This is a genomic window from Duganella sp. Dugasp56, from assembly GCF_047304105.1.
Lineage (GTDB): Bacteria > Pseudomonadota > Gammaproteobacteria > Burkholderiales > Burkholderiaceae_D > Rugamonas > Rugamonas hordei.
Window position 1 is genome coordinate 25,607 of the sequence record NZ_JBGLYQ010000005.1, and the last position, 11,488, is coordinate 37,094.

The window sequence follows — 11,488 nt, forward strand, 5'->3', positions numbered from 1 at the left end:
TGATATTAAGTGATGAATTCCCGACAGCGTGGCTGTCGAATCGTTATGATTACACAAATCGCCAGTATTAGATTGCAGTGTCTAATAATGTCCCTCAAAATGGCGCCCACATTGCATTCTGGACGAAAAAGAAGCACACTCGTGCTTAAATTTTCCCATCCTTGTTAAACACTATAAGAACAGACCATGACACAGCCACAAAATCTAGTAGAACAGTACGGCCCACGCGACGCGATGGAGTATGACGTCGTGATCGTCGGCGGCGGGCCTGCGGGCTTGTCGGCAGCGATCAAGATCAAGCAGCTGGCCGCTGAAAAAGGCCAGGAAGTGTCGGTCGTCGTACTGGAAAAAGGCGGCGAACTGGGCGCGCACATCCTGTCCGGCGCCGTGATGGATCCTAAGGCGCTGACCGAGCTGATCCCCGACTGGAAGGAAAAAGGCGCGCCGCTCAACACCGAGGTGAGCGAAGACCGCGTGCTGTTCCTGACCGAAACCAAGTCCTACAAGACCCCGAACTTCATGCTGCCGGCCTGCTTCGAGAACCATGGCAACTATGTGATCTCGCTGGGCAACGTGGTGCGCTGGCTGGGCCAGCAGGCCGAGGCGCTGGGCGTGGAAATCTTCCCCGGCTTCGCCGCCGCAGAGATCCTGTACAACGAAGACGGTTCGGTCAAGGGCGTCGCCACCGGCAACATGGGCGTCAAGCGCGACGGCGAAGCCGGTCCGGACTTCCAGCTGGGCATGGAATTGCACGGCAAATACACGCTGTTCGCCGAAGGCGCGCGCGGCCACCTGGGCAAGCAGCTGATGGCCAAGTACGACCTGAACAAGGGCAAGGACCCGCAATCGTACGGCATCGGCATCAAGGAACTGTGGGAAATCGACCCGGCCAAGCACCAGCCCGGCCTGGTGATCCACACCACCGGCTGGCCGCTGGACAGCAAGACCTACGGCGGCTCCTTCCTGTACCACCTGGAAAACAACCAGGTCATGGTGGGCTACGTGGTCGGCCTGAACTACGAGAATCCTTATCTGTCGCCGTACGAGGAATTCCAGCGCTACAAGACCCATCCGGCCATCAAATCGTTCTTCGAAGGCGGCAAGCGCATCTCCTACGGCGCCCGCGCGATCACCGCCGGCGGCCTGCAATCGTTGCCGAAGCTGGTCTTCCCGGGCGGCGCGCTGATCGGCTGCGACGCCGGCTTCCTCAACATGAGCCGCATCAAGGGCAGCCACGCCGCGATCAAGTCCGGCATGCTGGCCGCCGAGTCGGTGTTCGAGGCGCTGGGCGCGGGCCGCCAGGGCGACGAGCTGGCCACCTACCCTGTCGCCTTCGAGAAATCGTGGCTGCACGAGGAACTGCACGTGGCGCGCAACGTCAAGCCATGGCTGAACAAGGGCCTGTACCTGGGTTCGCTGATGACCGGCATCGACCAGCTGGTCTTCCGCGGCAAGGCGCCATGGACGCTGCACCACAGCCACGCCGACCACGAATGCCTGAAGCCGGCCTCGCAGTTCGCGCCGATCAGCTATCCCAAGCCGGACGGCAAGCTGACCTTCGACCGCCTGTCGTCGGTGTTCATCTCCAACACCAACCACGCGGAAGACCAGCCGGTCCACCTGACGCTGAAGAACCCGAGCGTGCCGGTCGACGTCAACCTGGCCCAGTACGCCGGTCCGGAGGCGCGCTACTGCCCGGCCGGCGTGTACGAGTTCGTCAAGACCGACGACGGCGCCGACCGCCTGCAGATCAACGCGCAAAACTGCGTGCACTGCAAAACCTGCGATATCAAGGATCCGACCCAGAACATCGTCTGGATCACGCCGGAAGGCGGCGGCGGCCCTAACTATCCGAACATGTAGGTCAAAAAATCAACAAAAAAGCAACAACGTCGAAACAGCACGCCCGTCATGGACGTGCTGTTTTTTTATGCGCGGAAGGATTTGTTGCAACGGAATGGCAAACCGGACCATAATCGACCGGGTGGAAAACGGCTAAAACAGTGCTTAACCGGCTCTCTGTTACAAAATATTTTATAAATTTCCATAAAGCATTTAATGTCCTTCCAGATACGGTCGTCTTGTACTTGGGAGAGCACAAAAGATTCGTTGCTCCGAACTGAATCCACCTACCAGGAGTTATTTCATGCTGAGCCTTCACACTAATTCTGCGGCCTTATCCGCACAGAACTCGATCTCCCGCACCCAGATGGCGCTGTCGACTTCGCAGACCCGCCTGAGCACCGGCTTCCGTGTCAATTCGGCCATGGACGACGCTGCAGGCCTGCAAATCGCAACCCGTCTGAAATACCAGACCAGCGGCATGACCGTTGCGATGCGTAACACCCAGAACTCGATCTCGATGATGCAGACCGCCGAAGGCGCGCTGGACGAGACCACCAACATCCTGATCCGCATGAAGGATCTGGCGACCCAATCGGCTGACGGTTCCTCGACCGACTCCGACCGTACCGCGATGCAGTCCGAATTCGATGCGCTGGGCAAGGAATTGACCAACATCATCGGCAACACCGCATTCGGCGGCACCTCGCTGCTGGGCACCAAGGCCGACGCCAAGTTCAACGCCGCCGTCAGCTTCCAGATCGGTACCTCGTCGGGCGAAAAAATGAACGTCGACGTGACCGCCAACCTGACCGCGATGCAAACCGCGCTGACCAGCGCCACGGCCAACTTCGCCTCGACCGGCGTCGACCCAGCCGCCACCGGCGCTGAAATCGCCACCGCCGGCGCCGCCAACACCGCGATCGACACGCTGGCCACCGCCATCGACTCCGTCTCGACCGTCCGCTCGGCCCTGGGTGCTGTCTCGAACCGCCTGGACCACGTCTACAACAACCTGGCCAACGTTTCGACCAACACCAAAGCCGCACAAGGCCGTATCATGGATACCGACTTCGCTGCTGAATCGTCGAACATGACCTCCAGCCAGATGCTGCTGCAAGCTGGTACCGCCATGCTGAAGCAGTCGAACAGCACGTCGTCCCTGGTTATGTCCTTGCTGCAGTAATCGTAGCGCTTCCCGGTTCGCTCGCGGACCGGGACAACAAGGAGCCAACCGGATTTTCGGTTGGCTTTTTTTTAAGCCGTATTTTTGAGAGTCAGCCTGATGGCTTTAGACCGCATCGGACCTACTTCACGCCCCGTGGGCATCCCGGACCGGCAGCCGACGCAGCCAGGCCCGGTTGCGCGCGCGCCGGGCGAAGTGCCGGTCGATGCGGATTACCCGGTCGGCCCGGTGGCGCCGAACGGCCCGGGCGCGGTCGGCGTGCTGCTGGACGGCCCCGACGGCCTGCCGATGCCGCAGGCCGGACTGGAAGCGCTGGCCGCCGCGCTGGCCGACGTGCCGAACGCCGCCGACCCGGCCGCGATGCGGCCCAATCAAGTCTTTTTATCGCGCCAGCTGGTCTGGCAGCCGCCCGACACCGCGATGATGGCGGCCTCGTGGCAGGTGATGGTGCGCACCTATGGCGAGCAGCGCGCCGCGTGGCTGGAGCAGGCCAGCGGCCAGCACGTGCCGTCCAGCCTGTTCATGGCCGACCATACGCCGGCGGCGATGCAGGGCCGCCCCGGCCTGCCGCTGGTGACGGAAATGGAGCCGTGGCGCTTCGCCGTCTACGCCTGGGGCGCCGAGCGGCTGGTGCTGAAAGTGATCGTCAAGGACGACGACGAGCCGGAGCGCGGCAACCGCCGCAAGCGCTCGCGGGTGGCCTTGCGGCTGGAACTGATGCTGCCGGGCGTGGGCCGGGTGGTGATCCAGATCGAACCGGCCAGCGGCAACGGCGTGGTGCTGGAAGTGGGCGCGGCGCAGACCTCGGCCATGCAGCACATGCGCGAGATGCTGCCGCAACTGGCGTCGACGGTGAGCAGGTCGGGCCTGACGATACTGCGCTGCCGGCTGCGGCGCGAACTGCCGCCGGCCACCGGCGAGCACTCCTACCCCACCCGCATGCACACGGCCGCGCTGACGCAGGCCATCTTCAAGGCGATGGCCGAGCTGGCCGTGCTGCTGTCGCAGCCGATGCCGCCCGACGACCTGTTCTCCGAAACCGCCTAATCCGGGGTCAGATCCGACATTCGGACACGAGCTCTGCCGTAGCGGCTGCTACGGCAGAGTTCGTGTCCGAATGTCGGATCTGACCCCGGGTTTAGCCGACGGTGCCGATGATGCTGACTTCGCGGTTCTCCGGAATCTCGTTGTAGGACAGCACGTGCAGGCCGGGCGCGAACAGGCGCGCGTAGCGGGCCAGCAGCGGACGGATCTGCGGCAGCACCAGCAGCAGCGGCGGCGTCGCCTGCTGCTTCATCTGCTCGCGCGCCACCGGCATGTTGACCTGCAGCTGCGCCAGCAGGTGCGGATCGATCGGATAGTTGTCCAGCACCACCTTGCCGCTCTGGCGCGCCTGGTTCAACGAACCCAGCAGCATGTTCTCGAGGTCGCCGCCCAGGTTGAAGGCCTGCATCTCGGTCTTCTGCCCGAACAGGCCGGTGACGATCTGGCGCCGCAGCGCGCAGCGCACCTCGGCCGCCAGCAAGATCGGATCCTTGGTGGTCTCCGAACTGTCGACCAGCGTGGTGGCGATCGGCACGATATCCTTCAGCGACACGTTCTCGGCCAGCAGCACGCGGAACACGCGCAGCATCTGCGTGTGCGTCAGCGCCTTGTCCAGCGAGCCGGCCAGCTTGGGCGACAGCGCCGTCAGCCGGTCCATCAGCGCCGACACGTCCTCGTGGCGGAACAGCTCCGGCAGGTACTCGCGGATCAGCTTGGAGACGTGGGTGGCGATCGCGCTCGGCGCCTCCACCACCTGGTAGCCCAGCCCCAGCGCATTGGCCTTCTCGCTGGTCTCGATCCACGTCACCGGCATGCCGTAGGCCGGCTCGATGCCGGGGATGCCGTCGATCTGGCCGTAGATGTTGGGCGACGGGATCGCCATCAGGCGGTCGGCAAACACCTCCGCCTGCGCCACCACGCTGCCCGACAGCATCACCGAGTACTGCGACGGCTTCAAGCCCAGGTCGTCGCGCACGATGATGGGCGGCAGCAGCAGCCCCATCGCCTCGGACAGGCTCTGGCGCACGCCGCGCACGCGCTTGGTCAGCGGCTCGCCGTGCGCCTTGTCGATCAGGCCGACCAGCTTGTAGCCCAGCGCCACCTGCAGCTGCTGCACCGCCGGCAGGCTGTGCCAGTCCAGCTCGGGCGCCCGCTCCTCGCGCAGCGCCGCCTCGATCGCGTCGAGATTGGTGGTGTCGGGCGCCTTGACCCGCTGCAGCAGCCGGTAGCCGACATAGGCCAGCACCAGCGCGAACGGACCGAACATCTGCCATGGCATGCCCGGCACCAGCGCCAGGATCATCATCATGCCGGCCGCGCTCAGCATCACCTGCGGCGACGCCAGCACCTGGCCGCCGACCTGCTGCTCGAAGTCGCCGGAGTCGGAAATACGGGTCACCAGGATCGCGGCGGCGGCCGACAGCAGCAGCGCCGGGATCTGCGCCACCAGGCCGTCGCCGATGGTCAGCAGCGCGTACTGGCGGAAGGCGTCGCCGAAGGACATGTCCTGCATCAGCGCGCCGATCGCCACGCCGCCGACCATGTTGATGATCAGGATCAGGATCGAGGCGACCGCGTCGCCGCGCACGAACTTGGAGGCGCCGTCCATGGCGCCGTAGAAGTCGGCCTCCGCCGCCACGTCCTGGCGGCGCGCCTGCGCCTTCTCTTGATTGATCAGGCCGGCGTTGAGGTCGGCGTCGATCGCCATCTGCTTGCCCGGCAAGGCATCCAGCGTGAAGCGGGCCGACACTTCGGATATCCGCTCGGCGCCCTTGGTCACCACCATGAAGTTGATGATCATCAGGATCACGAACACGACGATACCGACCACGTAGTTGCCGCCGATGACGACCTTGCCGAAGGCCTCGATCACCTGGCCGGCCGCGGCCGTGCCTTCATGGCCGTGCAGCAGCACCACCCGGGTCGACGCCACGTTCAGCGTCAGCCGCATCATCGTGGTGGCCAGGATCACGGTCGGGAACACCGAGAAGTCCAGCGGCCGGCGCGCCGACACCGAGACCAGGATCACGATCAGCGCCAGCACGATGTTGAACGTGAACATCACGTCCAGCAGCACCGGCGGCAAAGGCAGGATGATCATCGCCAGGATCACCAGCAGGAATGCCGGCGTGGCGAACTTGTGGCGGCGCGCTTCCGCTACCAGCCTGTTCAGAAAATTCATGACTCCTTGACCTCGCTCATGGATGTGGGTACGACAACTTCTTTCGGATACGCCGGCTCGGCGCTACGCCGTCCGGTACGGAATGCCTTCAATTGCAGCACATAGTTCAGCACCTGCGACACGGCCTGGTACAGCTGCACCGGGATCTGCTGGTTGACCTGGCTGGTGTTGTAGATGGCGCGCGCCAGCGGCGCCAGCGGCATCACCTCGACCTTGAACTCCACCGCCAGCTGGCGGATGTACAGCGCCATCTCGTCCACGCCCTTGGCGATCACATACGGCGCTTCGGCACGATCCTGGTCATACTTGAGGGCCACCGCGTAATGTTCCGGGTTGACGATGACCACGTCGGCCGTCGGCACCGTCTTGCGCGCGCTGCGCCGCGCCATCGCCCGCTGCAGCTGGCGGATGCGGTTCTTCACTTCCGGCCGGCCCTCGGTCGACTTGTGCTCTTCCTTCTGGTCCTGCTTGGACATGCGCTGGTTCTTGGCGAAGAAATACGCCTGCGCCGGCACGTCGATCAAGGCGAATATGATAAACACCGCGATCAGCGACATCAAGCCGTCAAGCATCAGGTTGGAGCCGGACATCATCGCCTGCCCCATCGGCATGTGCTGCAGCTGGGTGTAATCCTTCACGGTCGAGCGCGCCACGTGGACCAGCACGGCGATCAGCACGCCGGCCTTGCCGACCGACACCAGGAACTCGAACGCGTGCTTGGCGCCGAACAGCCGCCCCAGGTTGGCGGCCGGGCTGAGCCGCTCCATCTTGGGCTCCCAGTGCTTGGTGCTGATGACCCAGCCGCCCGGCACCATCGCGCCCAGCACGATGAACAGCGGCACCACGAACAGCGGCAGCACCATCTTGATCAGCAGCCACATCGAGCTGCTGAACACGGTCGACATCGCGTTGTCGATGGCGCCGGTGGCGCCCAGCGGCGCGAAGCTCTGGTGGAAGATCTCGTGGAACTCGGCCATGTAGTCGGGCAGCAGGTAGACGAACAGCTTGAGGCTGACCAGGATGCCGATCGCCGTCGACAGGTCGCGCGAACGCACCACCTGCCCTTCCTGGCGCGACTTCTTCAGCTTCTGCTGTGAAGCCTTTTCTGTCTTGTCGCCGGTCTCGCTGTCAGCCATGGGCGGCCGCCTGCATCTGCTGGCGTATCAGCTCCAGCACCATATTGGTCATGCGCACATAGTGCTCGGGGATGAAGCGCACCACCTGCGCCAGCATCATCAGGCCGAAGATGGTGATCACCGAAAAGCCCAGCGCGAACAGGTTCAGGCTGGGCGCGACGCGGTTGAGGAAGCCAAAGCCCAGCTGCACCACCAGGGTCGAGAACACGATGGGGATGGCCAGCAGCATCGCGGCCGAGAAGATCCAGGCCACGTTGTAGGCGATCGCCTGCAGCAGCAGCGGGCTGTAGCCGTGGCCCAGCGGCCAGGCCTTGAAGCTCTGGCCGATGACGTTGGCGATCACCAGGTGGCCGTCGATGGCGAAGAACACGATGATCGACAGCACCGACAGCAGCGCCGACACCACGTCCGACGACTGGCCGTTCATCGGGTCGTTCATCACCGCCATCGAAAAGCCCATCTGCGACGACACCAGGAAGCCGAGCACGCCGATCACCGACATGGCGAAGTGGAACGCCAGCCCCAGCACGAAGCCGATCAGCGCCTGCTCGATCGAGGCCACCACGCCGTGCATGGAAAACGGATTGATCGGCGCGCCGGTGGTGGTCAGCGGCAGCATCAGCACCGCCAGCACCAGCGCGATCAGGATGCGCACCGTCACCGGCGTGACCGCCTCGCCCAGCACCGGGGCGCCGATGAACATCGCCAGGATGCGGCAGAACGGCCACCAGATCGCGGTGAGCAGCGGCAGCAACTGGGCCAGGATCGGTTCCATGAAAAGCCAGCTAGCCGACCAGCGTGGCCGCGCGGTTGAAAATGGAGACGCAGAAATCCATCAGGTAGGTCGCCATCCAGCGCCCCATCAGGATAATCGCCAGCAGGGTCACCAGCAGCCTCGGTAGAAAGCTCAGCGTCTGCTCGTTGATCTGCGTGGCGGCCTGCACCAGCGCCACCACCAGGCCGGTGATCAGGCCGGGCACGACCAGGATCACCACCAGCAGCATGACGATGTGCAGCGATTCGACCACCAGGTCGACGGCCACTTCGGGTGTCAGCATGCGCTACTCCTTTCAGTACGCCTGCACGCTGGTGACCAGCGTGTTGACGGTCAGGGTCCAGCCGTCCACCAGCACGAACAGCAGCAGCTTGAACGGCAGCGAGATGACCAGCGGCGACAGCATCATCATGCCCATCGCCATCAGCACCGACGAGACCACCAGGTCGATCACCAGGAAGGGAATGAACAGCATGCAGCCGATCTGGAACGCGGTCTTCAGCTCGGACAGCACGAACGCCGCCAGCTTGACTGTGAACGCGTGCTGCGACGGTTCGGTGATCTTGTCCTCGCCGGCCAGGTGGGCGATCTGCTGCAGCGCGGCCTTGCTGGTCTGCGCCAGCATGAAGCGCGACACCGGCTTCTCGGCGATCTGCAGCGCCACCTCGAGGCCGATCTTGTCCTGGTCGTAGGGCACGAAGGCTTCGGACCAGATCTGGTCGCCGATCGGGCGCATCACCAGCAAGGTCAGGATCAGCGCGACCCCGGTGATGATGCGGTTGGGCAGGCCCTGCTGCAGGCCCAGCGCCTGGCGCAGCAGCGACAGCACGATGACGAAGCGGGTAAAGCTGGTCATCATCATGACCATCACCGGGAGCAAGCCCAGCAAGGTCATGATGATCAGGATCTGGGTCTTGACCGTCAGTTCGGTTTTGGCGCCGGGCACCACGTTGGCCAGCAGGTCGACCGCGTGGGCCGGCATACAGGCACAGGCCAGCATCATCAGCACTGCAGCGGCGCAGGCGCCCGGCAGCAGGCGCCGGCCCGGCGGCGCGTTCACACTCCAGGTCATGGAGTCATCATGTCGAGATTCAGGCCGTCCAGGTCGATCACTTTGAGGCCGTAATTTTCGCCCGCCACCACCACCTCGGCGCGGCCGATGGCGGTGCCGTTGACCTTGATGACCAGCGGTTCGCCGGCCAGCACGTCGAGCTCGACCACGCTGTCCGGGCCGATCGCCATCAGGTCCTGCAGCGAGATGCGCGCCGAGCCCACTTCCAAGGTCAGCGTCACCGGGATCTTGCGCATCATGGCCGGCAGGTCGCGCCGCGGCGGCGTGGCCGGCAGGTCGGTCAGCTCGGTGCTGACCTGGTCGATGATCATCTCTTCGGACAGGTCTTCCAGCAGGGCGTCGCTTGGGTTGGCTACGTTCATGTTCATCATGTTATTCGGCGTCTTCAAAAGAGGTTAAACACAGTTTGCCTTTGTGCTCGGTGACCGCGGCCGTAAACAGGCGGGAATCTTCGAGCAGGACGTCCGCGCGGTTCAAGCTGATCGGGATGACGTCGCCGACCTGCAAGTCGTACAGGCTGCCGAGCAGCACTTCCTTGCTGGCCAGGCGGCCCACCAGGCCGACCTGCAGCCGCTGCGCCAGCGGACTGGCGACCTTGGCTTTCTTGCCGCCGTCGCGGTCGCGCAACAGGCCGCGCAGCACGCTGGACATCAGCGTCTTGTCGAGCGCGAACCAGAACTGGCCGGTGGCGTGGCTGGCGACGTCGGCCACCGTGACGGCGATCACCCAGCTGCCCTTGGGCGGCTGCGCGCCGGGCGCCGGCTTGAATTCGCTGTCGGCGGCGTCGGCCTGGGCCTCGTCGCCCTGGGCGGCCGGCTTGTCGATGGCGGGAAGGTTGAGTTCGATCCGGCCGGCCAGCGTGGCGGCCAACTGTTGCCCCAGCACCACAGCGAGGCGCTCCTCGGTGGCCGTCACGCGCACGGTGCTCTCGTCGGTGGCGGCGCTGTCGGCCTTGCCGCTGCCATAACGGAAGTTGAGTACGCTGAGCAACACCTTGCGCTCGAGCGAAAAGGCGATCTGACCGGCCGGCGCGGCAAAGCTGAGCCAGCGGCTGCGCACTTCGTCGCCCTCGAGCCGGGTGAAGGCGACGTCGTCGACCTCGAAGCCGCCCCAGTAGCGGCGGTTCATGTTCAGCCGCATGGCCTGGGCCAGGTCGTCGCGCAGTTGCGCCGCAAAGATATGCAGCAGATGGACGGGCCGCCCCAGCAGGCATGGATCCAGAACTTGATGTTGCGCTGTCTGTTTTGTGGTTGTCATGTTTGGGCCATGTCGAATTTCTTTGCTACGCCTCCATCATCGCACTATCCAGCTAAAAACTGGTTACTTCCAGTGCATTATTCGGGAATATTTCCAATCGTAACGTAAGCGCGACGTTGGCGGTAGCGCAGGATACACACAGGATACATCAAAATTCACATTATTTCCATTCAACAATATTTGATCAAGTAGTGCCCGAGGGCAAATAAACCTTTACAAGAAAATTGCTAGCCGGTAAGCTATTCGCAGTGTCTGAGGTCTGACGCTGCTCCGCAACATACATGAATAATTGGCGCTTAGTGAATGTTTTATAACGATATTTGCCTTAGAAAAACAGTGCCGCAGGGCAAGCGCCCAGTGTTCATTTTCCAGCAACCTGCCGTCGCCTCCCCTGTTTTCAGCACCCCGCCGCCCGGCCGCCGCATTACATCGCCGCGTCCGGTTTTGACCGACAGCCATACACTATCTTTCTTACAAGACTGTGACATGCAAACCGCATGTGTAGCACGATAACCATAAGCCGCCATCGGATATGCATCAGAGAGCTTGCTGCTTTCCGGCAATCTCGATATGGTAGACATGTGGGACTAACGTTGCAAAAACGGGAGAAATCAAGATGAGTAACGGAATCTCGAATCTGATCCAGGCCGACCTGGCCGCGCTGACCAATGCCGCGAGCAACCTCGCCAGCAATACCGTCGCGCCGGCCGCCCAGTTCGCCGGCCACGGCGACACCCAGCCGGCCTTCTCCTTCGCCCAATCGATGAAGGACGCCGTCAGCAAGGTCAACGAGGCCGACGCCTCGGCGGCGCAAAAAATGTCCGACGTCGATTCCGGCGCCAGCGACGACCTGGTCGGCGCCATGCTGTCCAGCCAGGAAGCGGGCCTGTCCTTCTCGATGTTGATGCAAGTGCGCAACAAAGTGATGGGCGCCATGGACGAGCTCATCAAACTGCCGCTGTAACGGCGCACCCAGTTCAACGCGAAAGCCAAC

General features: G+C 63.4%; 11 protein-coding genes. 4 read left to right on the forward strand and 7 right to left on the reverse strand.

Going from position 1 to position 11,488, the window contains the following annotated elements; genetic code table 11:
- Nucleotides 1-234 precede the first annotated feature (234 nt).
- From ACCD07_RS04275 to ACCD07_RS04285, 3 genes are all read left to right on the forward strand, one after another.
- Nucleotides 235-1,863, forward strand: coding sequence for an electron transfer flavoprotein-ubiquinone oxidoreductase (locus ACCD07_RS04275; protein ID WP_413446705.1), 1,629 nt, complete (start codon nt 235-237; stop codon nt 1,861-1,863).
- A gap of 283 nt (nt 1,864-2,146) precedes the next feature.
- On the forward strand, nt 2,147-3,028 hold the full coding sequence (locus ACCD07_RS04280; RefSeq protein WP_353403802.1) for a flagellin: 882 nt from the start codon (nt 2,147-2,149) through the stop codon (nt 3,026-3,028).
- A gap of 99 nt (nt 3,029-3,127) precedes the next feature.
- Complete coding sequence (locus ACCD07_RS04285; RefSeq protein ID WP_176651200.1) at nt 3,128-4,075, forward strand: hypothetical protein; 948 nt, start codon at nt 3,128-3,130, stop codon at nt 4,073-4,075.
- A gap of 91 nt (nt 4,076-4,166) precedes the next feature.
- On the opposite strand, the gene ACCD07_RS04290 is transcribed toward ACCD07_RS04285, so the two are convergent.
- The 7 genes from ACCD07_RS04290 to ACCD07_RS04320 are packed head-to-tail and all read right to left on the reverse strand — an operon-like array spanning nt 4,167 to nt 10,494.
- The gene (locus ACCD07_RS04290) at nt 4,167-6,254 is read right to left on the reverse strand and encodes a flagellar biosynthesis protein FlhA (RefSeq protein ID WP_353403801.1); all 2,088 of its coding nucleotides are present in this window, start codon (nt 6,252-6,254) and stop codon (nt 4,167-4,169) included.
- Complete coding sequence (locus ACCD07_RS04295; RefSeq protein ID WP_176651302.1) at nt 6,251-7,390, reverse strand: flagellar type III secretion system protein FlhB; 1,140 nt, start codon at nt 7,388-7,390, stop codon at nt 6,251-6,253. Before ACCD07_RS04295 ends, ACCD07_RS04290 begins: the two co-directional genes overlap by 4 nt.
- Complete coding sequence (locus tag ACCD07_RS04300; RefSeq protein WP_176651303.1) at nt 7,383-8,165, reverse strand: flagellar biosynthetic protein FliR; 783 nt, start codon at nt 8,163-8,165, stop codon at nt 7,383-7,385. The genes ACCD07_RS04295 and ACCD07_RS04300 overlap by 8 nt, the downstream gene beginning before the upstream one ends.
- 10 nt (nt 8,166-8,175) lie before the next feature.
- A complete protein-coding gene (fliQ, locus tag ACCD07_RS04305) occupies nt 8,176-8,448 on the reverse strand; it encodes a flagellar biosynthesis protein FliQ (RefSeq protein ID WP_176651304.1) in 273 nt (90 codons plus the stop codon).
- A 12-nt stretch (nt 8,449-8,460) separates the two neighbouring features.
- Nucleotides 8,461-9,237: a flagellar type III secretion system pore protein FliP gene (gene fliP / locus ACCD07_RS04310; protein WP_176651305.1), complete on the reverse strand. Its 777-nt coding sequence runs from the start codon at nt 9,235-9,237 to the stop codon at nt 8,461-8,463.
- Complete coding sequence (locus tag ACCD07_RS04315; RefSeq protein WP_218087782.1) at nt 9,234-9,605, reverse strand: FliM/FliN family flagellar motor switch protein; 372 nt, start codon at nt 9,603-9,605, stop codon at nt 9,234-9,236. The genes fliP and ACCD07_RS04315 overlap by 4 nt, the downstream gene beginning before the upstream one ends.
- A 4-nt stretch (nt 9,606-9,609) precedes the next feature.
- Complete coding sequence (locus ACCD07_RS04320; protein ID WP_176651307.1) at nt 9,610-10,494, reverse strand: FliM/FliN family flagellar motor switch protein; 885 nt, start codon at nt 10,492-10,494, stop codon at nt 9,610-9,612.
- 616 nt (nt 10,495-11,110) lie between these two features.
- On the opposite strand from ACCD07_RS04320, the gene ACCD07_RS04325 reads away from it, so the two are divergent.
- Nucleotides 11,111-11,458: a flagellar hook-basal body complex protein FliE gene (locus ACCD07_RS04325; RefSeq protein WP_176651308.1), complete on the forward strand. Its 348-nt coding sequence runs from the start codon at nt 11,111-11,113 to the stop codon at nt 11,456-11,458.
- Nucleotides 11,459-11,488: the final 30 nt, after the last annotated feature.

Bases quoted from the DNA above. Each gene is read 5' to 3' on its own strand.
- fliP (WP_176651305.1), bottom strand. From the start codon at position 9,237: ATGACCTGGAGTGTGAACGCGCCGCCGGGCCGGCGCCTGCTGCCGGGC.
- ACCD07_RS04325 (WP_176651308.1), top strand. From the start codon at position 11,111: ATGAGTAACGGAATCTCGAATCTGATCCAGGCCGACCTGGCCGCGCTG.
- ACCD07_RS04300 (WP_176651303.1), bottom strand. From the start codon at position 8,165: ATGGAACCGATCCTGGCCCAGTTGCTGCCGCTGCTCACCGCGATCTGG.
- fliQ (WP_176651304.1), bottom strand. From the start codon at position 8,448: ATGCTGACACCCGAAGTGGCCGTCGACCTGGTGGTCGAATCGCTGCAC.
- ACCD07_RS04285 (WP_176651200.1), top strand. From the start codon at position 3,128: ATGGCTTTAGACCGCATCGGACCTACTTCACGCCCCGTGGGCATCCCG.
- ACCD07_RS04295 (WP_176651302.1), bottom strand. From the start codon at position 7,390: ATGGCTGACAGCGAGACCGGCGACAAGACAGAAAAGGCTTCACAGCAG.
- ACCD07_RS04275 (WP_413446705.1), top strand. From the start codon at position 235: ATGGAGTATGACGTCGTGATCGTCGGCGGCGGGCCTGCGGGCTTGTCG.
- ACCD07_RS04280 (WP_353403802.1), top strand. From the start codon at position 2,147: ATGCTGAGCCTTCACACTAATTCTGCGGCCTTATCCGCACAGAACTCG.
- ACCD07_RS04315 (WP_218087782.1), bottom strand. From the start codon at position 9,605: ATGAACATGAACGTAGCCAACCCAAGCGACGCCCTGCTGGAAGACCTG.
- ACCD07_RS04290 (WP_353403801.1), bottom strand. From the start codon at position 6,254: ATGAATTTTCTGAACAGGCTGGTAGCGGAAGCGCGCCGCCACAAGTTC.
- ACCD07_RS04320 (WP_176651307.1), bottom strand. From the start codon at position 10,494: ATGACAACCACAAAACAGACAGCGCAACATCAAGTTCTGGATCCATGC.